This window comes from Undibacterium sp. KW1 (assembly GCF_009937955.1).
Classification (GTDB): domain Bacteria; phylum Pseudomonadota; class Gammaproteobacteria; order Burkholderiales; family Burkholderiaceae_D; genus Undibacterium.
The window spans coordinates 1463927-1489753 of the sequence record NZ_AP018439.1 but is presented as its reverse complement, the minus strand read 5'-3'; the positions used below and the strand labels follow the sequence as shown (position 1 = coordinate 1489753).

Annotated in this window: 18 protein-coding genes; 10 read left to right on the top strand and 8 right to left on the bottom strand. The window is 51.5% G+C overall.

The window, feature by feature from the left end:
- The first annotated feature begins 4 nt into the window (after window positions 1–4).
- The 3 genes from UNDKW_RS06580 (at window position 5) to UNDKW_RS06570 (ending at window position 2706) form a co-directional block, all read left to right on the top strand.
- A complete protein-coding gene (locus tag UNDKW_RS06580; protein WP_162058056.1) occupies window positions 5–745 on the top strand; it encodes an outer membrane lipoprotein-sorting protein in 741 nt (246 codons plus the stop codon).
- 2 nt (window positions 746–747) lie between these two features.
- Window positions 748–2001, top strand: a complete 1254-nt coding sequence (locus UNDKW_RS06575) for a hypothetical protein (RefSeq protein ID WP_162058055.1) — start codon at window positions 748–750, stop codon at window positions 1999–2001.
- Between the two features lie 84 nt (window positions 2002–2085).
- Window positions 2086–2706 carry a hypothetical protein gene (locus tag UNDKW_RS06570; protein ID WP_197893109.1) on the top strand — a complete coding sequence of 207 codons (621 nt, stop codon included), beginning with the start codon at window positions 2086–2088 and terminating at the stop codon, window positions 2704–2706.
- Between the two features lie 9 nt (window positions 2707–2715).
- On the opposite strand, the gene UNDKW_RS06565 is transcribed toward UNDKW_RS06570, so the two are convergent.
- The 3 genes from UNDKW_RS06565 to UNDKW_RS06555 all read right to left on the bottom strand — a co-directional run bounded on the left by UNDKW_RS06565 (window position 2716) and on the right by UNDKW_RS06555 (window position 5520).
- Window positions 2716–3693, bottom strand: coding sequence for a GGDEF domain-containing protein (locus tag UNDKW_RS06565; protein ID WP_162058054.1), 978 nt, complete (start codon window positions 3691–3693; stop codon window positions 2716–2718).
- 156 nt (window positions 3694–3849) lie between these two features.
- Window positions 3850–4392 (bottom strand): GNAT family N-acetyltransferase, encoded by a 543-nt coding sequence (locus UNDKW_RS06560; protein ID WP_162058053.1) that lies wholly within the window; start codon window positions 4390–4392, stop codon window positions 3850–3852.
- A 21-nt stretch (window positions 4393–4413) separates the two neighbouring features.
- Window positions 4414–5520, bottom strand: a complete 1107-nt coding sequence (locus UNDKW_RS06555) for an HD-GYP domain-containing protein (RefSeq protein WP_162058052.1) — start codon at window positions 5518–5520, stop codon at window positions 4414–4416.
- Window positions 5521–5819: 299 nt separating this feature from the next.
- Here UNDKW_RS06555 and UNDKW_RS06550 point away from each other — a divergent pair, with 299 nt between their 5' ends.
- Window positions 5820–6863, top strand: a complete 1044-nt coding sequence (locus UNDKW_RS06550; protein WP_232063273.1) for a cyclopropane-fatty-acyl-phospholipid synthase family protein — start codon at window positions 5820–5822, stop codon at window positions 6861–6863.
- 93 nt (window positions 6864–6956) lie between these two features.
- Here the strand turns inward: UNDKW_RS06550 and UNDKW_RS06545 are convergent, their stop codons facing one another.
- The 5 genes from UNDKW_RS06545 to UNDKW_RS06525 form a co-directional block, all read right to left on the bottom strand.
- A complete protein-coding gene (locus tag UNDKW_RS06545; protein ID WP_162058051.1) occupies window positions 6957–9845 on the bottom strand; it encodes a pitrilysin family protein in 2889 nt (962 codons plus the stop codon).
- 220 nt (window positions 9846–10065) lie between these two features.
- The gene (lpdA, locus tag UNDKW_RS06540; RefSeq protein ID WP_162058050.1) at window positions 10066–12183 is read right to left on the bottom strand and encodes a dihydrolipoyl dehydrogenase; all 2118 of its coding nucleotides are present in this window, start codon (window positions 12181–12183) and stop codon (window positions 10066–10068) included.
- A 14-nt stretch (window positions 12184–12197) separates the two neighbouring features.
- Window positions 12198–13541, bottom strand: a complete 1344-nt coding sequence (gene aceF, locus UNDKW_RS06535) for a dihydrolipoyllysine-residue acetyltransferase (protein ID WP_304941464.1) — start codon at window positions 13539–13541, stop codon at window positions 12198–12200.
- A gap of 124 nt (window positions 13542–13665) precedes the next feature.
- Window positions 13666–16362 carry a pyruvate dehydrogenase (acetyl-transferring), homodimeric type gene (gene aceE, locus UNDKW_RS06530; RefSeq protein ID WP_162058048.1) on the bottom strand — a complete coding sequence of 899 codons (2697 nt, stop codon included), beginning with the start codon at window positions 16360–16362 and terminating at the stop codon, window positions 13666–13668.
- Window positions 16363–16768: 406 nt separating this feature from the next.
- On the bottom strand, window positions 16769–19558 hold the full coding sequence (locus UNDKW_RS06525; protein ID WP_232063272.1) for a TonB-dependent receptor: 2790 nt from the start codon (window positions 19556–19558) through the stop codon (window positions 16769–16771).
- Between the two features lie 380 nt (window positions 19559–19938).
- Between UNDKW_RS06525 and folD the strand changes: the two genes are divergently transcribed.
- The 6 genes from folD (at window position 19939) to UNDKW_RS06495 (ending at window position 25770) form a co-directional block, all read left to right on the top strand.
- Window positions 19939–20784 (top strand): bifunctional methylenetetrahydrofolate dehydrogenase/methenyltetrahydrofolate cyclohydrolase FolD, encoded by an 846-nt coding sequence (gene folD / locus UNDKW_RS06520; protein WP_162058047.1) that lies wholly within the window; start codon window positions 19939–19941, stop codon window positions 20782–20784.
- A gap of 1 nt (window position 20785) precedes the next feature.
- On the top strand, window positions 20786–22849 hold the full coding sequence (locus UNDKW_RS06515; protein WP_162058046.1) for a M3 family metallopeptidase: 2064 nt from the start codon (window positions 20786–20788) through the stop codon (window positions 22847–22849).
- Window positions 22850–22866: 17 nt separating this feature from the next.
- Window positions 22867–23472: a glutaredoxin family protein gene (locus UNDKW_RS06510; protein WP_162058045.1), complete on the top strand. Its 606-nt coding sequence runs from the start codon at window positions 22867–22869 to the stop codon at window positions 23470–23472.
- Between the two features lie 6 nt (window positions 23473–23478).
- Entirely contained in the window at window positions 23479–23898 is a 420-nt protein-coding gene (locus tag UNDKW_RS06505; RefSeq protein WP_162058044.1) for a DNA polymerase III subunit chi, read from the top strand.
- Between the two features lies 1 nt (window position 23899).
- On the top strand, window positions 23900–24301 hold the full coding sequence (locus UNDKW_RS06500; RefSeq protein WP_162058043.1) for a hypothetical protein: 402 nt from the start codon (window positions 23900–23902) through the stop codon (window positions 24299–24301).
- Between the two features lie 164 nt (window positions 24302–24465).
- Window positions 24466–25770: a D-amino acid dehydrogenase gene (locus UNDKW_RS06495; protein WP_162058042.1), complete on the top strand. Its 1305-nt coding sequence runs from the start codon at window positions 24466–24468 to the stop codon at window positions 25768–25770.
- The last annotated feature ends 57 nt before the right edge of the window (window positions 25771–25827 follow it).

Genomic DNA, 25827 nt, shown 5'->3' with positions numbered 1-25827 from the left:
AAAAATGAAAACAGCCATACACACTATCGCTTTATTGCTCGCAGCAACAACAGGTCTGGCCAGGGCAGATGAGGTTGGCGACATCCTCAAAGCTGCCGATCAGTTCAGGGTAGGTAGCGAGAACATGCAGGTAGAAACAGAGATCACCACTTTTGCCAAAGATGGCAGCAAGGAAAAAGAAAGAAATTACCTGGTGTTTTCACAGGTCAATCATCAATCTCTGGTGCTCATGAAAAGCCCGGCAGAGAAAGGTCAAAAGGTCTTGATGCTGGGTGATGATTTCTGGATGCTCTTGCCCGGCAGCCAGCGCCCGCTGCGCATCACGCCCATGCAAAAATTATTGGGGGATGCCTCTATCGGCGATATCGCCACGATGAGCTGGTCGCAAGACTACACAGGCAAGATCGTTGGTGAAGAAAAATGCGATGACAAAGCCTGCGTGCACCTGAGTTTGAATGCCGTGCGTAAATCCGTCGCCTACCAGCGCATAGAGCTATGGCTGGGCAAGACCCGTCACGAACCTATCAAGGCAGATTTGTATGTGCAATCAGAAAAACTAGCCAAGCAGGCCAGCTTTGTTCTCGACAAACCACAAGCACCGACTGCAGTGTCTGAAATGATTTTGCTGGATCAATTGAGCAGCCACAAAGAAACACGTGTGCGCTATCTCAGCCGCAAGCAAAAAACTGTGCCTGAACAATGGCTGAATCCCATGTTCCTGGCCAAGAATCCCAGCCTGGAGTGATTATGCCTGATTTGAAAACCCCAGCCTTAGCTACTTTGCTAGCTGCCCTGCTCTGCACGCCTGCTTTTGCCTTGGCTGAAGATGCAGACTTCAGTGGCCAGATGCGTGGACTGGTTAATAGTTACAACAGCAATGGCACCAGTCCATTGGCGATAGCCAATCAACTCGCCCCTGGCTTATCCAGCAAGAATACCCAACTGGGCGTGGTGGAAACTGAATTGCGCGCCAGTGGCAAAGGCATTAATGCTGTTGCCACCGTGCAGGGGCAGATGAATGATGGCGGACGTACCCAGGCCACAGCCTGGCTCAATGAACTGTATGGCAGCCTTGGTGATGGCGCATGGCAGTTCAGTGCTGGCAAAAAAACCATTGCATGGGATGTTGGATATGGCTTTCGCCCGAATGATGTGGTAGCGCAGGAAAAGCGCCGCTCACTGATCAGCACTACTGTCATCGGCAAGCCTTTGGCCAGTCTTGATTATTTCACAGCGAATACCTCAGCAACTTTGGTGTGGGTCAATCCCGGCCATGCTGCAACGACGGATATAGCAGATGAACAGGCGCTGGCGGCACGGGTTTATCACCGTGCTGGCGGCGTCGATCTGCATGGCTTTGGCCGCTATGGTCAAAAGAGTGGTGGCAGTCTTGGTGCTGCTACTTCGTGGGTGGCGACAGATGAAATGGAGATACATGGCTCCTTGCGCTTCATGCAAAAAAATACGGGCTTGCGCATGAATACCGATACTAGCTTGCTGCAGCGTACCAGCCCCTGGCAAAACAATACGCAAAACAATGTCGTGCAAGCCATGCTGGGGGCAAACTACACAACGGAGTCACAGCATAGTTTTTTCCTCGAAGCCTGGTGGGATGGCACCGCCTTGTCAGGCCGCGAATGGCAAGACTGGAACAGGCGCAACCTGACTTTGCAGGGCAGCGTCAATTATTTGCCGCAAATGCAGCAAATAATTGGCTATAACCTGGCCTGGCAAAACCAGGCGTTGTCGGCCTCTGGCAATATTCGTCGCAAGAATGTGTTTGCACGCTGGAGCTGGCAAAAGAATGACTGGCAACCCTCGCTGGATATACTCTGGACGCCAGAAGACAATGGCCGCACAATCACCGCTGCATTAGGCTGGCAGGGTGACCGCATTAGCATTAATGGCGGCTTGCGTATGTATGGCGGCCCCAGCAAGGCAATACTGGCGCAACTGCCAGATAGCAAAACGGCCTATGTTTCTGCTACCTGGGCATTTTGAGAGTAGGGACGAGCGGTTTCAAACAGTTTCAGCGAAAATTTAAGCGATAATATCGGCTTGCTCCAAATCGCTGAAAGCCGCCCTATGTCAAAATCCCATGTTGATGCCAATTATCGTTTCATCGCCGCCAACCAGGAAGTCAATACCCGCATAGCACAAAGACATCAGGCGCTGGCCCTGTATGTGACCCTGGTAGTCAGCCTGCTGGCTGCGCTGGTGGCCTTGAAACCGGGTGAGCCCAGCAGCAAGCTGCCGGTAGAATGGCTGGTCATGGGTTTTCCCGTCGCATCAATTTGCCTGACATTTTTGAATTACAAGGCAGAACGCTCGATCACGAATTTGCGCCATTTCCTGGCCACGCTGGAAAGGCTGGAAGATGCCCACCTGCATCTGCCCAGCTACAACACTGATCCACGCTGGGCAAAAAGTGCCAACAAGGCCAGGCGTTTTCAGGATTATGCCTGTGCAGTACTGGTGGCAGCGGCGAATGCCATAGGCCTGGGAGCTGTCATCCATATCTACCCTGAACGCATTGCGGCCAACCAGTTTGTCATCTGGATCAGTGTCATTACGGCACTGGCTTCGCTGTTTGTATTGCTGTTCATGCCAGCCTGGAGTTATCGCCCTGACAGTGAGCTGGAAAAACAGATTGTCGTCGCCAATGACGTTACTGCTTCCAGTGATCAGCCTGAGCAACAAGCTTGAGGCTTTAGCTCAAACGCTGTCATTGACAGCCACGCGCACCGCGTTGCGCCCGGCCAGTTTTGCTTCATAAAGCATGGTATCAGCACGCTGGAACCATGCCTGACCATCTTCTCCGGCAATTTTCTTTGCCACACCTATGGAGACGGTTACGGGATAATCACGCAGCAATTGCGCCTTTTCTACCAGGGTACGCAATTCCTCCGCAAACCTGGCTGCGGCAATATCGTCTGCCCCCATCGCAACGACGACAAATTCTTCGCCGCCATAGCGGAAAAAGCAGTCTGCCGTGCGTATGCGTGAACGCAGCAGTGCGCAAAACTGTATGAGCACCTGGTCACCCACCATATGACCAAACTGGTCATTGATTTTTTTGAAGTGGTCAAGATCAAGGATCAGGATGCAAACATCGGTATGTACTTCATCCTTGGCACAGATGGTCCGCAATTGCTTGTCAAACGCACGGCGGTTACCAGCCCCGGTTAAAAAGTCTTTTTCTGCCTGTTGGTTCAATTCAAAATGCTGCAGGCTGGTGCGGTCAGAAAAGATATAGGAAAACAGATTGATCAACACCAGGGTGACGACCAGACTGGACAGGTCCAGCAACTGCATGGCATTGCGCAAGATCATGACCAGCACGATCAATGAAATGCTGTTGATCATCAGGGCTTCTTTTGCCCTGAGTATGAAAAAGGCAGCAATCATGGTCGGATATACCCAATACGCGATAGGCACGCCCTTGACATACACAGCCGCCAGCATGCCCATGGAATAAAACACAGTGACAGCAAGCCCGGCCAGGCGCACGCGCCTGGTACGCCAGACAAAAACGATGATGCACAACATACCCAGCACGATCAACAGATCAACTGTTGCCATCAAAAAATTACCCTGGAACAGGCGCACTATGCCAAAAGGAAGGATGCTCGGTATGCTCAGGCCACAAAGCATGAGCAAGACTACTTCTTCTTTTGAGCGTTTTAACAACATGCTGTTTTCCCGGCTATTGCCCCTGCAAGGCAGGAGGCTATTCAATGCCAGCCTAACTCAAGCGACAAGCTTATGTCCAACACTATGCGACATGCTTTGCATGAAAAAAACAGTCTTGTTATGTCGTCGTAAAGATTTGTTTATCCGCTGGCAAGATCAGGCAATATCAGGATGCAAACGTGAATACATCCAGAAATTGCCCGGTGTGCCGCGCACCATGCGAAAAGCCCGCAGATGGCCTTCTCGTTCAAAGCCCATGCGCTCCAGCAGTTGTATGGAATGGAAATTGGTTTCCAGCACAGTCGCCTGGATGCGCTTATAGCCAGCCTGCTGAAAGCCCCATTGACACAGTGCCATTGCTGCAGCTTGCATGACACCCTTGCCCCAGTATTCAGGTGCCAGGTCATAGGCAAGTTCCGCACTACGGTTAATACCGGAAATGGTATGAAAACCGACCGTACCTATGAGCCTGTCTTCTTCCCTGCTGACGATGGCAAGACGAATAGGGGTATCAGGTGCAGCGCTTTCATAAGCAGCGAACTGCGGTAACAGATCTGCTGCCGCACTAAGGTTCCAGCTGGTATGTCTGATCACATCCGGATTTTTGAGATAGTCATACCAGGCTGCTGCATCACTGCGGCGTATGCTGCGTAAGCGGACATCCTTGTGTGAAATTTCAGGTACATTGTTTAGCCACATATATTCCGCGCCGCAACATATTTATTGTTTGGCGATGAGCTTGCGCACTACATCATTAAACATCTCAACCATGCGCGGATCAAACTGGCTTTCAATATTGGCGTTAATCTCGGAAATCGCACTCAGCAAACTGCGTTTAAAACTGCGGTCTGAGCGCTCATTGGTGACCGAGCAAAAGGTATCAACTATTGCCAGTATGCGTGCTCCAGGATGTATCTGCTCCGCTTTCAAACCATTCGGATAACCGGTGCCGTCATAGCGCTCATGATGATCGAGAACGATACGTGCTGCTTCGTCCCAGCCACCAAAGCGCAAGAGTATCTGACTGGCAGTAACTACGTGTTCCTGCACAATTTTCAGTTCCTCTCTTGAAAGTCCTGCTTCTTTATTAAAAATACTATGTGGAATAAAACTCATTCCCACATCGTGCATCAGGGACGCTGCTTTCAATTGTCGTGCATCGACTGGCAGACCCAATGCTTCATTCAATGCTTCGGCTAATTGTGCGGACTGTTCGCTGCGATTTTTTCTATAGATACTGAGATTATCAATTTGTTGAGCAAACTTGTACATCATTGTCATGTCATCTGACAATTCCAGCATTACTTTCGGGGCTTTTGCGACATTTTCCTTGTTTGCGACTTTCCCATCCAGCAAAGCAATTGCATCTTTGAATTGCTGCGCATGAAAGCCGCCACTGGAAGTCTTTTGCAAGCTGTCGCAAAGGACGTACAATTTCTTGCGCCGGACATTACTGGTGTGCCCATGAGCGATCAGGTCATTCAGCAAATCCTCAACCTCATCAATGGCCAGTAAAAGGAATTCACCCAGTTCACGACAATAAGGGTCCTGCTCTGCCCTGACCCTGGCGACGATTTCTTCCAGCCTGTGCAATAACTCGACAAAGGGAATCAGGCCAACCATCTGGCAATTGCCCTTGAGTGAATGCATGGCGCGGAACAGGCGGTGTACATAGGCCGCACCGCCCTGATTATTGAGCTCTTTGACGCAGGCCTCGGCTTCTTCACATGCCTCCCGCGTACAATCGACAAAGTCATCGATGATGCTGCGCTCCATGGCCAGGAATTCAGGAGAAGTGAAACTATCAACGCTTGTGGCTGTGTTCATCTTAGGGTTTTCCTGATTGTCGTACGTCAATATTACTGAAAATTATAGTCCAAAGCAGCATCCATGAACGAACTGTAAGACTATTTTGGATGACAGACGTAATTTCCACAACACATAAAGATATTGAATACTGTTGGGCGTAATTATCTTCAGACAATTAGTGATGACTGTGTCAATTGAAAAATTTAATAGTCAGACTGGCAAATCAATTGCTATTATAGGAAGCATGGCAGCAAGCTCTCTACTTGGCTGGAAACAGCATAAGTGCAGTTTATTCAATTAAAGCTAAGATTTACCTCATGAAATCCAGTATCTTGAAATTGGTTTTGCCAGTGTGGCGGGTGCTCCCTGCAGAATTTCGCCAATCCAGCCTGGCCGCAAAAATCCGGCAGCAATTCATAGTTCCTGTAGTAGCGCACCCTGTAGCCCAGGTTGAACCCACTCCACCAGTTGCTGCCGAAGTTGAAGACCCGTTGATCCCTGTACGTGCATGGCAAGATGGTTTCAAGCCAGTTCACGACTATCTGCAGTCCCCGCCACCTGCCCGAACAGAGCTGCTGCAATCATCCATGTGTACAGAACAGATGATGCGCACCGAGGTTTTTCAATATTGGACTGCACGCATGGGCGACAGGCCAGGTCACATGCACAGAAAAATCTGGGAGTGGGCTTTCATCACCCAAGCTTTGAAAGAGCGCGGCATGCTGCAAGAAGGGCAGCTTGGCTTGGGATTTGCTGTCGGCACTGAACCCTTGACTGCTATCTTCGCAGCACATGGCGCCAGCATCATCGCCACGGATTTGTTCACTGAAGAAGCACAAGCCAAGGGTTGGGTTGACTCCACCCAGCACGCGAATGGTTTTGAAGCCATCAACCAGCGTAATCTCTGCGATGAAAAAGAATTGCGCAGGCTGGTCGAATTCAAATTTGCCGACATGAACAATATCAGTGAAGAGCTGCATGGCAAATTCGATTTCCTTTGGTCATCCTGCGCTTTTGAGCATCTGGGCTCCATCGAACATGGCAAGCAATTTGTCTATAATGCCATGCATTGCTTAAAGCCCGGCGGCATCGCAGTGCACACGACAGAATTCAATATGTCTTCCAATGATAATACCGTCGATACTGGTGCTACCGTCCTGTTCCGCAAGCGCGATATCGAAGACATCATCACTACGCTGCAATCGCAGGGTCATCAGATAGAAATCGACTGGGATGAAGGTGATGGTTTTGCAGATGGCCATGTCGATATGGCACCCTACGTACAGGATACGCATCTGCGTTTGCAGATAGAAAAATACGTAGTGACCTCGATAGGTTTGATCGTACAAAAAGCGGCGTAATTTTTAGCAATATCCGCATATTAAAAAAGCCCTGCAATCTTCACGGATTGCAGGGCTTTTTTAACTATCTGACGGTCTGGCTATCTGACTGGCTTAATCAGCAAACACCTTGCTTGCAGGTGTGATGCTGACAGCCTCAGCCTTGATGTTGAGCTTGCGCTTGCTGATGACCTGGTCTTCATCCAGCAATTCCTTGGGTTTATCTGAATTGTATTTGATCGGTGATTCAGCATCGGCCACCAGCTTTGCCTTCAGGTCGGCAGCATCTTTGGCGATGATGACGACAGACAGGTTTTCTGCCGACAAATGCTTCTTGATGGCGGCATTGACATCTGCCAGGCTCAGTTTACTCAGGTTATCACGCATCATCTTCGTAAATTCAGGCGTATGGTGCCATTGCGAATCCATGGCATAGCCTAGCTGCTGATCCTGGGTGGCCGTCATCATGAAAACATTTTTCATCAGGTAGGCACGGGTGATCTCGAACTCTTCCTTGCTCAGTCCCTTGTTGACCATTCTGTCGAACTCGGTAAGCGCAACCCGTATGGCCATCTGGGCATTTTCCGGCGCGACCGGGCGTATCCAGATTTCAAACAGTTGTGACTGGCGTGCCCTGTTGGCAGTCGGGAAGAACTGGAACATGGCGCCAGGGAAGGCTTCGATATACGCATAGTCACCGTAATTCATGCCACGCACTTCGCGTATGCGCTGGTACAAATGGGATGAACTGGCGCGGTGTTCGCCCAGCCAGGTCTTGGCCAGCCACAAGGCGGCAAAGTCAGGATGCGCACGCGTCACCGTGATAGGCTGCCCCAAAGAGATAGCGGTTGCGCGCGTATTCTTTTCTATGATCTCCACTTCCAGCCCCTTGCTGACTTTGCCCACAGGTGCGGCAATACGCGCAATGCCTGCACCTTCTGGCAATTTCGCCAGGGCTTGCTGCAAGGAAGCCTGCATCGCTTCTGTCACGTCGCCAGAAATACCAACCTTCAGCGCGCCCTTGGTATAAGCCTGTTTCCAGAACTGTTTGACATCATCGAGCGTAATCGCATCTATGCCCTTGATCGTACCGAGCACAGGATGGGCATAAGGTGACGCTGCAAACACATTGGTTTGCAGACGTTCTTTGGCGAGTTCTTCTTCGTTGTTGTCCTTCAAATCCAGTGTCAGGGCATTCTTTTGCGCATCCTTGAGGCGGCGGAAATCTTCTTCGCGGAAGCCGGGTTCCAGCAATTGCGGCAAGGCGATATTGATCAGATCATCCCATTTGTCTTTGTGGACGGAACCGCTGAAGGTGGTCATTTCCTTGTCGGTCAGGCCATTGAAGCTGGCCGCCAATGGGAACAAGGCTTTCTTGATTTCATCAATCTTGCGCTCTTTGGAACCTGCCGCATCGACCATGGCTGCCGTCAGGGCTGCCAGGCCTTCCTTGCCTGCAGGATCATTCGCGGAACCGGCATTGAACACCAGTTTGAAGCGTATCTGCGGCAAGGCTGATTTTTGCACCAGCATGTCGAGCTTGCTGCCCGTGTTCTTGTCGGCAAAGCTGGCCAGCTTGGGCAACTGGCTGACCTCGGCAGGCAAGGCTACATTCGACAGTGTGGTGACGATCATGCTGTCATCAATCAGGTATTTTTTCGCCGCAGCCTGCAAGTCCGCTGGCGTCAGACTATCTATGAGCTGATAGAACTGATTCATGGTCGAATATGAACGCTTGTAATGAACAAAACGCACCAGGGTAGAAGCGATTTGCTCGGTATTATCAAGTGAGCGTATGACACCATATTTGAGCGCAGACTTGGCGTCGGCCAGTTCTTTGTCAGACAATGGTTTGGCGGTGATGCCGGCAACGGTCTTGAGGATGGCATCGCGCACATACACCACGTCTTCCGGCTTCTTGACGCGTGCACCTATGGTTGCCAGACCAGGATCGACATTGTCTGGCGTATAGTCAAACAGCTGATCAACCTTTTGTTCATCTTGCTGCAGGCGCTTGTTCAGGGCTGAGGTAGAACCGAAAGACAGGTTCAGCAACAGGCGCAGGGCGGCGTGCTCCTTGTTCACTTCAGAAAAAGCTGGCGCATGGAAGGCCACGGTCACATACGGCAAGGTAGGGCTGGGCCATGGCACATGCTTGTAAATCGCACCTGTTGCTGCCGGTTCTGCTGGCACGGCAGGCTGCACCTTGCCGCGCTGCCATTTACCCCAGTACTTCTCGACCAGGGCGATGGCTTTCTGCGGCTCAACATCACCGGCGATGATGACGGTGGTACGCTCAGGGCGGTACCAGCGGTCAAAGAATACCTTGGAATAGGCATATTGATTGGGCATGTCCTCAATGTCCTTGAGAAAGCCCATGGTGGTGTGCTTGTAAGTGTGCTTCTGGTAAGCCGCGTCGCGCATGACTTCAAACAGCTTGCTGATGGGGTTGGCGCTGTTCTTGTTGTATTCACCCAGTACCGCACGCGATTCTGTCTTGAAATCTGCTTCACTATAGGACAGGTTCTGGAAACGGTCTGCCTCTATCCTCAGCATGGTTTCCAGGTCTTCCTTGGAGAAGGTCGTGTGATAGTTGGTCAGGTCATCGCTGGTGTAGGCATTTTGCCTCGCGCCGGTGGCCGTCAATATATCTTTGTACTTGTCTGCCGGAATTTCCTTGGTACCGCGAAACATCATATGCTCAAAGAAATGGGCAAAACCGGATTTACCCTCTTCTATCTCATTGCGCGAACCAGTCTGTACCGGAATGTGCAGCGAGATGATGTTAGGCAAGCCAGTCGGCACGATGATGATTTTCAGGCCATTGGACAAGAGCTTTTCTGTTGCGTGAAATGGCAGCAGGTCTGCGGTTTTTTGCCCTGGTTTGGTTGCCTTGGCCGCCGTAGTTGCCGGGGCAGCTTTATCCTGTGCATGAACAGAAATAGCCGGGAGAAAGGCAGTTGCCAGCGCAAGGACCAGCGTGCTGCGTACAAAGGTTTTCATGGTTGCACCACCTGTAATATTTTATTGTAAGGGAGCTTGATCAGATTTTATGGAGCCATCTTTTGGACAACACGCAAAGATAGCTCAAAAAGCAGCAATTTGACTACCGTTTGCAGAACAAGTTCAGAAAACTAGAGTTCTATAGCGATAGATACAAAAAAGCCCTGATGCTTTTTATGCATCAGGGCTTGTACCTAACTTTAATTTACAGCAAATTCACTTATTTCTTGCGCTGCGGTGGCAAGTCTGTACAGACACCTTTATACACCTCAGCCGCCATGCCTATCGATTCACCGAGGGTAGGATGTGGATGGATGGTCTTGCCGATATCAACTGCATCAGCACCCATCTCGATAGCCAGGGCGATCTCGCCTATCATGTCACCCGCATGCGTGCCGACGATACCGCCACCAACGATGCGTTTGGTTTCTGCATCGAACAGCAACTTGGTGAAGCCTTCATCACGGCCATTGGCCACTGCACGGCCAGACGCGGCCCATGGGAAATGACCTTTTTCGAGCTTGACGCCTTTGGCCTTGGCTTCGTCTTCTGTCATACCTACCCATGCGACTTCAGGGTCAGTGTAGGCAACGGATGGAATCACGCTGGCATCGAAGTAGGCTTTTTCACCGGAAGCTGCTTCTGCCGCAACGTGGGCTTCATGTACGGCCTTGTGTGCCAGCATGGGTTGGCCAACCAGGTCACCAATCGCAAAGATATGAGGCACGTTGGTGCGCATTTGCTTGTCGACAGTGATGAAGCCACGGTCAGTCACGGCCACGCCCGCCTTGTCGGCAGCAATCTTCTTGCCGTTGGGGCTGCGGCCTACTGCCACCAGTACCAGATCATAGACTTGTGGTGCAGGTGCAGTTCCACCCGCCTCAGCGGCTTCGAATGTGACCTTGATGCCCTCTGGCAGTGCTTCAACAGCAACCGTTTTGGTTTTCAACATGATGTTGTCAAAACGTTTTTCATTGAATTTTTGCCATACCTTGACCATGTCACGATCTGCGCCCTGCATCAGGCCATCCAGCATTTCAACGACATCAATGCGTGAACCCAAGGTGGAATAGACGGTCGCCATTTCCAGGCCGATGATGCCGCCGCCGATGACCAGCATGCGTTTTGGTATCTGACGCAATTCCAGCGCACCTGTGCTGTCAACAATGCGCGGGTCAGCCGGTACGAAAGGCAGGTTCACGACAGAAGAACCAGCGGCAATAATCGCCTGCTTGAACTGTACGGTTTTTTTGCTGCCATCCGCCGCGGTGACTTCGATATGATTAGGACTCAGGAACTGACCTACGCCCTGCACCACATTGACCTTGCGGGCTTTTGCCATGCCACTCAGGCCAGTTGTCATTTTCTTGATGACGCTTTCCTTGTAGCCGCGCAGTTTGTCGATATCGATTTCCGGCTTGGCAAATGTCACGCCATGCGCTGCCATGGATGCAGTTTCATCAATCACGGCGGCCACGTGCAGCAGTGCCTTGGATGGAATACAACCCACATTCAGACAGACACCACCCAGCGTGGAATAACGCTCAACCAACACTGTATTCATGCCCAGATCGGCAGAACGGAAGGCAGCAGAATAACCGCCAGGGCCAGCGCCCAATACCATCATGTCGCATTCGACATCGACCTTGCCTGTGTAACCAGAAGCAACTGGCGCAGGAACGACAGGTGCTACAGCGGGTGCAGTTGCTGTTGGGGTGGCAGCAGCAGGAGCAGACGCTGCCTGGCCTGCAGCTTCGACCAGCAACAGCAAACTGCCTTCAGCAACCTTGTCACCAACCTTGACCTTGATTTCTTTTACCGTACCGGCATGGCTGGATGGAATTTCCATACTGGCCTTGTCCGATTCGACGGTAATCAGGGACTGGTCGACCTTGATGCTGTCGCCAACCTTGACCATGACTTCAATGACTTCCACTTCCTTGAAATCACCAATATCAGGGACTTTGACTTCGACGATACCAACTGGTCCGGCAGGCGCTGCTGCCACAGGAGCGGCAGCGGCAACAGTAGGAGCCGCTGCTGGAGCAGCCGCAACGGCGGGAGCTGCCGCAACTGCAGGCGCTGCACTTGCCGCAGCCCCCTCAGCTTCAATTACCAGCAACAGACTGCCTTCAGCAATCTTGTCACCGAGCTTGACTTTCAATTCCTTGATGACACCGGCGTGGCTGGACGGGATTTCCATGCTGGCCTTGTCGGATTCGACAGTCACCAGTGATTGATCAACCTTGATGGTGTCACCCACCTTGACCAGCAATTCTATGACTTCAACTTCCTTGAAATCACCGATATCGGGTACTTTGACTTCGATAGTGCTCATAGTCTGGTCTCCGTTCACAGCAGGGTTTTACGCAAATCAGCCAGGACATCAGCCAGATAAGCGGTGAACTTGGCAGCCATGGCGCCGTCAATGACGCGGTGGTCATACGACAGCGACAGCGGCAACATCAGGCGTGGCTGGAATTGCTTGCCATCCCAGACTGGTTTGATACTGGATTTGGACAAGCCCAGGATCGCCACTTCAGGCGCATTGATGATAGGCGTGAACGCAGTACCACCAATACCACCGAGTGAAGATATGGTGAAGGTTGCGCCCTGCATGTCAGCAGGTTTCAGCTTGCCATCGCGTGCCTGGGCAGACAACTCGCCCATTTCGACAGCGATTTGCGACAATGTCTTTTGGTCTGCGTTTTTAACGACAGGTACGACCAGGCCATTCGGTGTATCAGCAGCAAAGCCGACGTTGTAATACTGCTTGAGGATCAGGTTTTCACCTGTCGCATCGAGCGAAGAATTAAATGCCGGGAATTTTTTGAGCGCGGCAACGCTGGCCTTGATGACAAAAGCCAGCATCGTCAGTTTGACGCCGGATTTAACCAGGGCTTCGTTCGATGATTTGCGGAATTCTTCGAGGTCGCTGATATCGGCTTCATCAAATTGCGTAACATGCGGGATCATGACCCAGTTGCGGTGCAGGTTCGGGCCACTGAGTTTTTTGATGCGTGACAAAGGCGATGTCGTGGTCGCGCCAAACTTGCTGAAGTCCAGCGATGGCCATGGCAATACATCGAGACCGACACCACTGCCATTTTTTGCCGGAGCAGAAACCGCAGCAACGGCAGTGCTGCCCGCCATGATGCCCTTGACGAAGTTTTGTACGTCTTCTTGCGTGATACGGCCTTTTTGGCCGGAACCGGCAACGCGACTCAAGTCCACACCGAGTTCACGCGCAAACTTGCGTATGGATGGTGAGGCGTGCGCTTTGCCTGCGCTGGCTGTTGCTACAGGTGCAGGCGCAGCCGGTGCTGCTGCGACTGGAGCAGGTGCGGGAGCTGCTGTTGCTGGCGCTGGAGCCGCTACTGGCGCAGGAACTGCTGCCGGAGCAGCCGCAGGCGCAGGTGCCGCCGCCGATGCTACTGCTGCACTTGCTGCAGCATCAACCACGACCAGCAAAGAACCTTCAGCAACCTTGTCGCCGACCTTGACTTTAATTTCTGTGACTACACCGGCATGGCTGGATGGAATTTCCATGCTGGCTTTATCTGATTCTACGGTGATCAGTGACTGATCGACCTTGATGATGTCGCCGACTTTGACCATCAGCTCAATGACTTCAACTTCCTTGAAATCACCAATATCCGGTACTTTGACTTCTACGCTACTCATAGTTTTCTCCATTGTCGCCCTGCGCTGTCACAGGGCGGTTGGGGTGAAGCCAGGTTTATGCTCTGTCTTCACGCTCATCCTGCCCCTCTCTAAAAATGAAAGTGGCAGGAAATGTTAGTGGGTGTCAGACGTAAAATTACACAGTAACCGGATTTGGTTTATCTGCATTGATACCGTATTTGGCAATCGCCTGCGCCACTACGGATGCAGACAAGGCACCTTCATCAGCCAGTGTCTTCAAGGCAGCGATGACCACGAAGTAACGGTTGACCTCGAAGAATTCACGCAGCTTGGCGCGGGAATCAGAACGGCCAAAACCGTCTGTACCCAACACCTTGTAGCTGCGATTTTTCGGTATGAAGGCACGTACCTGCTCAGCAAAGGTGCGCATATAGTCTGTTGCCACGACGATAGGGCCAGCCGTGTCTTTCAGGCACTGTGCGATGTAAGGCACGCGTGGTTCTGCTGTCGGGTGCAGCATGTTCCAGCGTTCAGCATCCTGGCCGTCACGGGCCAGCAAAGTGAAGGATGGCGCAGACCAGACATCGGCAGCAATACCCCAGTCGTTTTGCAACAACTCAGCACCGGCAATCACCTCACGCAAGATGGTGCCTGAGCCCATCAGTTGCACGCGATGCTTGGTGGTCTGCTCAGATTTTTGCAACTGGTACAGGCCCTTGATGATGCCCTCTTCCTGACCTGCTTTCAAACCTGGATGGCTATAGTTTTCATTCATCAGGGTGATGTAGTAGAAGACATCTTCCTGATCAGTCACCATGCGACGCAGGCCATCATGCATGATGACTGCCACTTCATGGGCGAAGGTTGGGTCGTAAGGAATACAGTTAGGGATGGTCGACGCCAATACATGGCTGTGACCATCTTCATGCTGCAAACCTTCACCATTCAACGTCGTGCGACCGGCTGTACCGCCCAGCAGGAAGCCGCGTGCGCGCATGTCGCCAGCAGCCCAGGCCAGATCACCAATACGCTGCAGGCCGAACATCGAGTAATAGGTATAGAACGGGATCATGACGCGGTTATTGGTAGAGTAGGAAGTCGCCGCAGCGATCCATGAACTCATACCACCGGCTTCATTGATACCTTCTTGCAAAATCTGACCAGCCTTGTCTTCACGGTAGTACATGACCTGGTCTTTATCGACAGGCTCATACAATTGACCTACCTGGCTGAAAATACCGATCTGGCGGAACAGACCTTCCATACCAAAGGTACGGGATTCATCGACCATGATAGGCACGACGCGTGGCCCCAGGCTGGCGTCGCGCAGCAAGGCGGTCAGGATACGGACATAAGCGGCTGTCGTGGAAATTTCACGACCTTCTGCCGTTGGTTCCAGCATGGCCTGGAAGGCGGTCAAGTCTGGCACCACCAGAGCCTCGTCGGCTTTTTGACGACGTTGCGGCAGGTAGCCACCGAGTTCTCTACGACGCGCATGCAGGTATTGCATTTCTGGCGTGTCGTCAGCCGGCTTGAAGAATGGGATTGCGGGCAATTCAGCATCAGCAATCGGCAACTGGAAGCGGTCACGCATGGCCTTGATGGCTTCGTCATCGAGCTTCTTGGTGTTGTGCGCAGTGTTGCGTGCTTCGCCGGATTTACCAAAGCCGAAGCCCTTGATACTCTTGGCCAGGATAACGGTAGGCTGGCCCTTGTTTTCCTGGGCGACTTTAAATGCTGCATAAATCTTGTGTGGGTCATGGCCACCACGGGTCAGACGCCAGATGTCGTCATCCGACATTTTGCTGACCATTTCCAGCAATTTTGGATGTTTGCCAAAGAAGTTGGCGCGTACATAGGCACCATCCTTGGCTTTGTAGTTCTGGTATTCGCCATCAACGGTTTCCATCATCACTTTTTGCAGGATGCCGTCTTTGTCTTTCGCAAGCAATTCATCCCAGCCGCTGCCCCAGATCACTTTGACGACGTTCCAGCCTGCACCACGGAAATCAGATTCCAGCTCCTGGATGATTTTGCCATTGCCACGTACCGGGCCGTCCAGACGTTGCAGGTTACAGTTGACGACGATCACCAGATTGTCCAGCTGTTCGCGACCAGCCATGCCGATTGCGCCCATGGATTCTGGCTCATCCATCTCACCATCACCGCAGAATGCCCATACTTTACGTTTCTCCGTGTCTGCAATACCGCGAGCGTGCAAATACTTCAGGAAGCGTGCCTGATAAATCGCCATCAACGGGCCCAGCCCCATGGATACCGTAGGGAATTGCCAGAAGTCTGGCATCAGTTTTGGATGCGGGTAAGAAGACAGACCCTTGCCATCGACTTCACGGCGGAAATGCAACAATTGATCTTCAGTCAGACGGCCTTCGAGGAAGGCGCGTGCATAGATACCAGGAGAAGAATGGCCCTGGATATACAACAGGTCGCCACCGTGATCTTCCGTCGGCGCATGCCAGAAATGGTTGAAGCCTATGCCCAGCATATTTGCCAGCGAGGCAAAGCTCGACAGGTGACCACCAAGGTCGCCATCAACGCGGTTAGCCTTGACCACCATGGCCATCGCATTCCAGCGCATATAAGAGCGCAGACGCTCTTCAATTTCCAGGTTGCCCGGGCAATGCTCGCCCTGGTCAGCCGGAATGGTGTTCACGTAAGCAGTATTGCTGGAAAACGGGATATGGGCACCACGGCGGCGCGCCAGGTCAACCATGCGCTCCATCAGATAATGCGCACGTTCAGGGCCTTCGGCCTCTATGACTGCTTCAAGCGCATCCAGCCACTCATTTGTTTCAACTACATCGGGATCATTTACGGCCTGGGCCAGCACCTGGTCTATCTGGGGTGACATAGAAGGGGTCTCCTGTTGGTGCGCGTTAGGGTGAAACGCGCGGGGCGAATCGACAAATTACGGCTAGTTTTTTGTTCTCGCAAGTATTTTAACAGGACTTTTTAATTTTTCAAATAGCGATATATGATTTCATAATGTGAAATTTACACCGCAACGCAGCAAATAAACTGAAAAATTCTTTTATTTTATTCATAAGCTATCTATTAAAACTTGGCTCATGATGCTTGGTGTGCAGTGCAAAATCCTTGAAATACATGATGAGCATGCTTATTGCTTGCAGCACTTGCCATTTCATCAATCCACTGATAAGTTATTGCAATTTGCCAACAACTTTTCTAAAGGCAACAAAAAAGGGCGATGAATAAATCATCGCCCTTAGAATCGCCTTAATCAGCGTAACTACTTATTATTTGAATTGATATTTCAGGCCAACTTTGAAGTAACGGCCAATTGCGCCGCTGCCGTCCATAGGGTTGAAACCCATTGCGCCGTAAGTCAGAGGATCCAGTGGAGCAACCTTGTCAAACAGGTTGGCGATGGAACCGAAGACTTCCAGGTTTTTCATTGCCTTGTAGCGGAAAGACACATCCAGAGTCGTGAAGGAAGCCAGTGTGCAACCTGCTGGCGCTTCAGTGCCGTCAGCAAACTTGTTGGCGCAAGGCTGGCCTTCTTCAGGGATATTTTTCATGGAACCACGATAGCTGACCACGCCAGTGATGTTCAATGGACCTCTGTCCCAACCCAGTACAAAGTTGACTTTGTCTTTTGGTGTACCTGCGCAGTTGGATGTATCGCAGTTACCATGCGTACCGGCATATTGATGCTGCACTGTACCATCGACACGCAACCAGGAATTAACGTGTGTCCAGTTGACGTCAGCAGTCAGTTTGCCGTATTCGCCGAGGTTGAAACGCTGTCTTGCGTTCAGATCCACACCCTTGACTTCAGTGTAGCTGGAGTTGGCATAAGGAGCTGCGCCACCGATGATGGTACCTGTGCCTGGTGTCACCACGCCATTGATGGTCAGGTTGTTATCCTGACGCAATACGCCTGGCAAGGCCGCTGCCTGCTGGAAGGACATGGAATTGATTTCGTTGTTGCGGCGAATCTTCCAAGCGTCAATCGCGAAGCTGGTATCTGGCAATGGATCCCAGACCATACCCAAGGTATAACCTTTGGATTTTTCTGGTTGCAGGTTAGGGTTGCCAACTTTGAAGCCTGTGAAAGTCGCAGCGCAATCAGAAGCCTGTGCGCCTGGCAATGGTGTGCCGTTAGGGCAGCGTACCGGATCGCGAACGGAAGCCGTACCTGCACTGAAGCTTTCTGTACCGGATTCAGGAGCACTTGGTGCACGGAAACCTTCAGAATAAGTACCGCGCAGGGCAAATGTCTTCACTGGTGTCCACTTGGCACCAACTTTTGGCGTCACAGAAGAGAAGTGAGAATATTTGTCGTAACGCAGAGCGCCGGACAATTCCAGAGACTTGATGACCGGAGCCAGCAACTCTGCATAGATCGCAGATACTGTCTCGTCGCCCTTTGCCGCTACATAGCTGGCATTGATGGAACCGTCTTTACTGCCGTCCAGGGAAGGCATGTCATAGGATTCACGGCGGTATTCAGCACCGACCGCCAGACCCATCATACCGCCCGGCAAAGCGAACAATTCACGGGAAGCCTTGAAGTCGATGATGTCCATCTTGGTAGGTGCATCGATAGTCGCTGTCTTGACCATGGCTGCATACAAAGCCGGATTGTTTTTACTGGCCTGAGTACCTATGTAATATGGGAAGTATGGGCTCTTGGGATCGCCCAGAGCAGACTTCAATACCGCCATATTGATGGTGTTGGTGTAGTCCAGATGCAGCTTGGACTCAGAATGCAAAATAGCTGTATCGAAATCCCAACCAGCCATCGTACCTTTCAAACCTGCAACGGCGCGGTAGAAGGAGTTGTCAGCAATACGACGGTTCGCACCGACGTCAAACATGGAATAACGCAGACGGACATCAGCACCATACGGATTTTGCGGATGTGAAGCTGACATCAGGATGGTGTTGCCGTAGTTGATGTTACCGTTCAAATTGGTAGGATTTGAAGGGAAGAACACGTTGGCAGATGTAGAAGGAGGCGTTACTGTGAACGCAGCCTTGCGCTGAGAATAACCAAATTCAGCATAAGCCTGCAAATCATCATTCAACTGCCAGGTACCACGGGCAAACAGGTTCACACCGTCGATTTGTGGCAGCATGGTACGGAACTGATCTGCGTACCACAGACAGCCACCATTCGGGTCCTGATTTTTTGTTGCCGACAAAGTCGAGCAACCTGGCAGGGATACGTAGTTCAGTGTCTTAGGATCGCGCAAGGAACCGGCAGGATTTGGTTGCGCGCTGTTATTGCCGGCGATATAACCGGAAGTGAAAGAGCCCACAGTCACCATAGGGTAACCCCAGCGACGCCAGTCGCCTGTACCTATCCAGTCGCGGTCATTACGCTGGCTGTTCATCAACTCATTGGATTTGTAAGCCTCGGCATTGAGGATGATGTTGTATTTGTCTTTGTCCAGATTACCAAAACCGGCAGTGATGGAGCCTTTGATCTGATTGGCATCGCGGGAACCGGAAGTACCAGCAGTCGCGCTGACAGTGATGCCTTCATAGTTCTTTTTCAGGATAATATTAACAACACCGGCAATCGCATCTGCACCGTAGATGGAAGAAGCACCATCTTTCAGGATCTCGATACGTTCAACCACTTCCATAGGGATAGTGGAGATATCTGTAAATGCTTTTTGACCATCATCAGCACGGCCAAACTGCGCCATGCGGCGGCCATTCAGCAATACCAGTGTGGAAGTGGCACCCAGGCCACGCAGAGAGATGGCTGTGGAACCGGCAGCAAAACCATTACCGAAGCTGGTTGGCAAAGAACCGGCGCCATCGGAAGTCAGGGTTTGCAGGTATTCAGCAACGGTCGTCTTACCAGACTTGTCGATATCTGCACGGCTGATGATTTGTATCGGCGATGCAGTTTCAGCTTCAGCACGTTTGATACTGGTGCCTGTTACCTCTACCCGCTGTACCTTGGCGTCATCCTGCGCAAATGCAGGTTGTGCCAGCATACCCGCTGTCATCATCAAGCCGCCTGAAAACATCACGCGCAGCGATCTTGAAATTACCTTTTCCTTCAGCATATCTCTCTCCTAGGGGGTTTGTTTCTGGTGTTACATCGCGGCGAAGCCAAGCAATCAGCCACGATGAAAAATATTTTGAAAATTAATTTTCACAATATGTATGAAGCCATTCTTGAAATTTGAAGTCAATGAATACGCAGAGAATGCGGACAGAAAACAACAAAGCGATACAATTCCATAACCAATTGACACAAAAGACTTACACAAAGGTAATTCAACACCAAAAATTGATTATTAATTACATAATTTTTCACTGTGAAAAACAATGCTAAATGGCCGGAATTGAAGTCAACAGCGCGAGCTTGATTTGCAGACATGCTCCATGCGCCGCCATCCCTTATAATCCTGCCTTATCTATCACTAACATAGCCCTATAAACCATGACTGCCCATATCATCAGTGGTACCCAGCTTTCTATACAAATCCGTGCCGATGTAACACAACGTGCCGCCAAACTGACTGCTGCTGGCAAGCAGCCTGGCCTGGCTGTCATCCTCGTTGGTGAGAATCCGGCGTCGCAGGTGTATGTGCGCAACAAGGTCAAGGCTTGTGAAGACTGCGGTTTTTACTCAGTTTTGGAAAAATATGATGCAAATTTGACCGAAGAAGCATTGCTTGAGCACATTGCCCGCCTGAACAATGATCCAAAGATCAATGGTATCCTGGTGCAATTGCCCCTGCCTGCCCACATCAATGCCAACAAGGTCATCGAAGCGATTGCGGCAGAAAAAGATGTCGATGGTTTCCATATCAGCAACGCCGGTCTACTGATGACGGGTCAACCGCTGTTCCGCCCTTGCACGCCTTATGGCGTCATGAAGATGCTGGAATCGATAGATTATCCCGTGCGCGGTGCCAATGCGGTCGTGGTGGGCGCCTCCAATATCGTGGGCAAACCGCAGGCCATGCTGCTCTTGCAAGCTGGAGCTACTGTCACCATCTGTAATTCCAAGACCCGTGACCTGGCAGCACATACGCGCAATGCCGACATTCTGGTAGTGGCGACAGGCAAGCGCAATATCGTCACGGCAGACATGATCAAACCTGGCGCAGTTGTCATCGACGTAGGCATGAACCGCGACGATGAAGGCAAACTCTGCGGTGATGTTGATTATCTGCCAAGCACAGAAGTCGCGGGTTATATTACGCCAGTACCAGGCGGTGTTGGTCCCATGACGATCACCATGCTGCTGGTCAATACCATAGAAGCCGCTGAAAGAATTTAATATGACCCAAGACAATCCCCTGCTCGACTTTAGCGATTTACCACGTTTTGCCGACATCCGGGCTGAGCATGTGAGCCCGGCCATTGCCACCCTGCTGGAAGAAAACCGTGCAGTGATTGCAGAACTGGAAAAAAACACTGGCCCGGTCACCTGGGACAGGTTTGTAGAACCACTGGAAAACGCCACAGAAAAACTGGGGCGCGCGTGGGGGATAGTCGGTCATTTGAATGCGGTTGTCGATACGCCAGAAATGCGCGCAGCCTACAATGAAAACCAGCCAGCCATTACTGAGTTCTGGACAGAGCTGGGGCAAAATCTCGCCCTGTTTGCTGGCTATAAAGCCCTGCAGCAAGCACCAGAATTTGCCAGCCTGCCACAAGCCAGGAAAACCATCATCCAGAATGCGATCCGCGACTTCCAGTTGAGTGGCGCAGAACTGGCCGAGGACAAGAAACTGCGCTACGCAGAGATACAAGAAAAGCAGGCTGCCCTGTCGACCAAGTTTTCTGAAAATCTGCTCGATGCAACCAATGACTACGGCCTCTTCATCGAAGATGTGGCCGAGCTCAAAGGCTTGCCAGAAGATGTCTTGCAGGCTGCCAAATCAGCGGCAGAAGCCGATAGCAAGACCGGCTACAAATTCACCCTGCACTTCCCTTCGTATTTTCCCTTGTTGCAGTACGCAGAAAACCGACATATCCGCGAAACCATTTACCGCGCCAATGCGACCAAGGCTTCAGAGCTTGGCAGCAAAGCAGAATGGGACAATAGCGACATCATGGCGGAACTGCTGCGCCTGCGCAAAGAAGAAGCGCTACTGCTGGGTTACCAGAATTTCGCCGAAGTATCGCTGGTCAGCAAAATGGCCGAGTCACCGGCGCAAGTCAGCCAGTTCCTGGAAGACCTGGCAAAACGCGCCCGTCCTTATGCAGAAAAAGACCTGGCAGAATTGCGCACCTTCGCGGCAGACGAACTGGGCATCAGCGACATGCAAGCGTGGGATACTGCCTATGCATCCGAAAAACTGCGCCAGCAACGCTATGCCTTTTCTGAGCAGGAAGTGAAAGAATACTTCCCTGAGCATAAGGTTGTCGATGGTTTGTTCCGCGTCATCCAAACCCTGTTTGCAGTCGATATCAAACCAGATGAAGCAACTGTCTGGCACAAAGATGTAAAGTTTTACCGGCTTGAAAAAAATGGCGCGCTGATCGGGCAGTTTTACCTTGACTTGTATGCCCGTAATGGCAAACGTGGTGGTGCCTGGATGGACGACGCACGTGGCCGCAGATTGACAGCGCAAGGAGTGCAAACACCAGTCGCTTATCTGACCTGTAATTTCAGCGCCCCTGTCACCATGAATGGCGTGGCAAAACCTGCCCTGTTCAGCCATGATGAAGTGATTACCCTGTTCCATGAATTTGGCCATGGCCTGCATCATTTGCTGACCAAGGTAGATGATCTGTCTGTCTCCGGCATTTCTGGTGTGGAGTGGGATGCAGTGGAATTGCCCTCGCAATTCATGGAGAATTTTTGCTGGGAATGGGATGTATTGCAGCACATGACTTCTCATGTGGATACCGGTGCAGCATTGCCACGTGCACTGTACGACAAGATGATTGCAGCTAAAAACTTCCAGTCTGGTTTGCAAACCCTGCGCCAGGTTGAGTTTTCCCTGTTTGATATGCGTTTGCATGATGCCTTTGAGCCGAATGGTAGTCAAAGCGTGCAAGACATCGTCAGGGAAGTGCGTGCCCAGGTGGCAGTCATGCAGCCGCCAGAATTCAATCGCTTCCAGCATTCTTTCAGCCATATTTTTTCTGGTGGATATGCGGCGGGCTATTATAGCTATAAGTGGGCAGAAGTCTTGTCTGCCGACGCCTATGCCGCTTTTGAAGAGCACGCAAGTGAATCAGGTAGCACCCTGTCACGTGCGGTGGGTGAAAAATTTCAAACCGAAGTCCTGGAAGCTGGCGGTTCCCGCCCTGCCCTGGCTTCGTTCAAGGCATTCCGTGGCCGCGAGCCGGTCATCGATGCCTTGTTACGTCACAATGGCATGAGTGCCTGAGTTTTTAGGAGAAAATGATGACATTCAACAAAAAGATCCTGATCTGCAGCATGCTTTCCAGCATTTTTATGGCGACAGCAGCGCAGGCACAATTATATAAATCGGTAGGACCAGACGGCAAGGTCACTTATAGCGATCAACCACCACCAGCCAATCAAAAGGTAGAAAAGAAAAAACTGCCCGATACTCTGGAAGGTGGAAATCTGCCCCCGGAACTGGCAATCGTCGTTGCAAAAAATCCGGTCACCCTGTACTCAGCCAACGGCTGTTCGCCATGCAATGATGGCCGCAACCTGCTCAAAAGCCAGGGCATACCATTTAACGAAAAAACCGTTAACACGGCAGCAGACCAGGAAAAAATGAAGCAAGTTAGTGGCGACCTGCAAATGCCCTTGCTCGTGATTTCCAACGTCAAATTCCGAGGCTACAGCATGGATGAATGGAAAGATGCTCTGAGCAAAGCTGGGTATCCAGCCACCAGCAAACTGCCCAAGGATTACCGCTACGCAGCGGCGGAGCCTGCAGCCCCGCCACCGCCGCCAGCCGCCCCCAAAGCGCCGGATGCAGCAAGGCAAGCCGCTACTCCCCAGCCCAAGAAGCCGGATGATGGCTTTAAATTTTGAGTTCGCATGACACGCATCGATTTTCATAGCAATGTGGCGGACAAGCTGAGCTACTCTTGCCGCCTGATACGCAAGGCCCACGCTGCCAATTGCAAGATGGTGGTGTATCACCATGACCGTGCCTGGTTGCAGCGCTTGAACGAAGCCTTATGGACGCTGACTGAGGCGGATTTTTTGCCGCATGTGATGCTCAGCGATCCCTTGTCTGCCATGACGCCCATCGTGCTCAGCCACGATGAGCATGCGGCATGCCCGCATCATGAATTGCTGATCAACCTCACCGCTGCCACACCTGCCAACTTTACTCAGTTTCACCGCATGATAGAAGTCATCTCTGCCGATGATGCAGACAAACTGGCCGGGCGAGAACGCTATCGTCACTACCAGCAACAAGGTCATACTCTTACCCACTCCGTGGCGAAATAAAATGAATAATCAAATAGACGCCAGCATTCCTGTGTTGACTGAAGTCATCAAGCCGGAAGAACTCCTCACGCCACCCGCCAAAACAGTTGCAGCAACTGACAATGCAGGCGTCGATGGTACGACACAGCCTGCCTATGAAACGGCTACCAATCATTATCCAGGTAAGACAGAAGAAGACTGGCAGGCACTGGAACAAAGCCTGCGTGAAAACGTCTTGCGCCAGGTGCTGACCCGCATTGATTTCGTCCTTGAACACAGGATCAGGGACAACCTGGCCGATGTTTTGCAGATTGCCGTAGCCAATTTATCAACAGAAATACGCTCTGGCCTGCATAAAACCCTGGAAGAAGTCATCACCCGCGCAGTGACCCAGGAAATCACCAAGGCAAAGTCGCCTAAATAATCAAAATAAATAATAATATTTTTATTTTTAAACACAAAGACTCCATCCGTGTTTAAAAATAAAAATCTGAAGTAGCTTTCTGATTACCTAAGAAAGCAAAGTATTTCTACAATCTCCTGCATCGCATACAAGATGCAACACAGATGAAACACAGGAGATTCCCCATGAAAGTCATCGTTCTCGGTTCCGGCATAGTTGGCACATCGTCTGCCTGGTTTTTAAAAAAGCAGGGTCACGAGGTCACCGTCATTGATCGCCAACCTGGTGCCGCACAAGAAACCAGCTTCGCCAATGGCGGCCAGATTTCTGTCTCCCATGCTGAACCTTGGGCTAACCCATCGGCGCCGATGAAGGTCTTGAAATGGCTGGGTAAAGAAGATGCGCCGCTGTTGTTCCGCCCACGTGCAGAATGGCTGCAATGGCTGTGGGGCATGCACTTTTTGCGTGAATGCACACCTGGCCGCACGGCAGAAAACATCCGCCAGATAGTTGCCATCTCTGAATACAGCCGTCTGACTTTGCGCAGCCTGCGTGAAGAAACCGGCATACAGTATGACAATCTGAGCAAGGGCATACTGCACTTCTACACCGATCAAAAAGAGTTCGACATTTCCCTGCCCGCAGCAAAACACATGCGCGACCTGGGTTGCCCGCGCGACTCTATCGATGCCGATGAAGTGGTACGCAGGGAACCTGCGCTGGCAGGCATACGCGATAAGATCGTTGGTGGCGATTACACCGAAACCGATGAGTCAGGCGACGTCTATCAATTCACGACAGGTCTGGCTGACAAGGCTGCGGCAGCAGGCGTGCAATTTCAGTTCAACACGACGGTCACCCGCTTGCTATCTGAGGGCACTGGTGCCAGCGCCAAAATTACTGGCGTGGAGATCATTGATGCAGCCGGGCGTCACAAGACCTTGCATGCGGATGCTTTTGTGGTTGCCATGGGCAGCCACTCACAAACGCTGTTAAAACCTTTGGGTATCTCCCTGATGATTTATCCAGGCAAAGGCTACTCGGCCACTTATCAAATTACCAATCCTGAGCAGGCACCTGTTATTTCGCTGACAGATGATGGCTATAAACTCGTGGTGTCGCGCCTGGGCAACCGCCTGCGTGTTGCAGGCACCTGTGAAATCAATGGCTATGGCAGAGACCTCAATACTACCCGTTGCGAAGCTATTACCAGACGCACACGGGAACTGTTCCCGACCGCCTGCGATTACGACAATCCGGTGTACTGGACAGGTTTGCGGCCACTGACGCCTTCGAATGTTCCTTATATAGGCAAATCCCGCATCAGTAATCTTTACCTCAATACCGGCCACGGTACGCTGGGCTGGACCATGGGCGCAGGTTCTGGCCGTGCGATTGCAGACATCGTCTCGGGTGTACAGCCAGATGTCGATTTTGCGTTCACTGGCATGGAACACAAGGCGGGAAAAACCATACTGCTGCCCGCCTGAGACAAGCAAGCTTTATCTAAAAAACTGCTCTGATACAGACAGGATGCGCCCAGGCAT

Excerpts from the sequence above, each read along its gene's own strand:
- UNDKW_RS06575 (WP_162058055.1), top strand. The coding sequence starts at position 748 with ATGCCTGATTTGAAAACCCCAGCCTTAGCTACTTTGCTAGCTGCCCTG.
- UNDKW_RS06560 (WP_162058053.1), bottom strand. The coding sequence starts at position 4,392 with ATGTGGCTAAACAATGTACCTGAAATTTCACACAAGGATGTCCGCTTA.
- aceF (WP_304941464.1), bottom strand. The coding sequence starts at position 13,541 with ATGGAGAAAACTATGAGTAGCGTAGAAGTCAAAGTACCGGATATTGGT.
- UNDKW_RS06545 (WP_162058051.1), bottom strand. The coding sequence starts at position 9,845 with ATGAAAACCTTTGTACGCAGCACGCTGGTCCTTGCGCTGGCAACTGCC.
- UNDKW_RS06555 (WP_162058052.1), bottom strand. The coding sequence starts at position 5,520 with ATGAACACAGCCACAAGCGTTGATAGTTTCACTTCTCCTGAATTCCTG.
- UNDKW_RS06525 (WP_232063272.1), bottom strand. The coding sequence starts at position 19,558 with ATGCTGAAGGAAAAGGTAATTTCAAGATCGCTGCGCGTGATGTTTTCA.
- UNDKW_RS06510 (WP_162058045.1), top strand. The coding sequence starts at position 22,867 with ATGACATTCAACAAAAAGATCCTGATCTGCAGCATGCTTTCCAGCATT.
- UNDKW_RS06550 (WP_232063273.1), top strand. The coding sequence starts at position 5,820 with ATGAAATCCAGTATCTTGAAATTGGTTTTGCCAGTGTGGCGGGTGCTC.
- UNDKW_RS06495 (WP_162058042.1), top strand. The coding sequence starts at position 24,466 with ATGAAAGTCATCGTTCTCGGTTCCGGCATAGTTGGCACATCGTCTGCC.
- lpdA (WP_162058050.1), bottom strand. The coding sequence starts at position 12,183 with ATGAGCACTATCGAAGTCAAAGTACCCGATATCGGTGATTTCAAGGAA.
- UNDKW_RS06515 (WP_162058046.1), top strand. The coding sequence starts at position 20,786 with ATGACCCAAGACAATCCCCTGCTCGACTTTAGCGATTTACCACGTTTT.
- UNDKW_RS06570 (WP_197893109.1), top strand. The coding sequence starts at position 2,086 with ATGTCAAAATCCCATGTTGATGCCAATTATCGTTTCATCGCCGCCAAC.
- folD (WP_162058047.1), top strand. The coding sequence starts at position 19,939 with ATGACTGCCCATATCATCAGTGGTACCCAGCTTTCTATACAAATCCGT.
- UNDKW_RS06580 (WP_162058056.1), top strand. The coding sequence starts at position 5 with ATGAAAACAGCCATACACACTATCGCTTTATTGCTCGCAGCAACAACA.
- UNDKW_RS06505 (WP_162058044.1), top strand. The coding sequence starts at position 23,479 with ATGACACGCATCGATTTTCATAGCAATGTGGCGGACAAGCTGAGCTAC.
- aceE (WP_162058048.1), bottom strand. The coding sequence starts at position 16,362 with ATGTCACCCCAGATAGACCAGGTGCTGGCCCAGGCCGTAAATGATCCC.
- UNDKW_RS06565 (WP_162058054.1), bottom strand. The coding sequence starts at position 3,693 with ATGTTGTTAAAACGCTCAAAAGAAGAAGTAGTCTTGCTCATGCTTTGT.
- UNDKW_RS06500 (WP_162058043.1), top strand. The coding sequence starts at position 23,900 with ATGAATAATCAAATAGACGCCAGCATTCCTGTGTTGACTGAAGTCATC.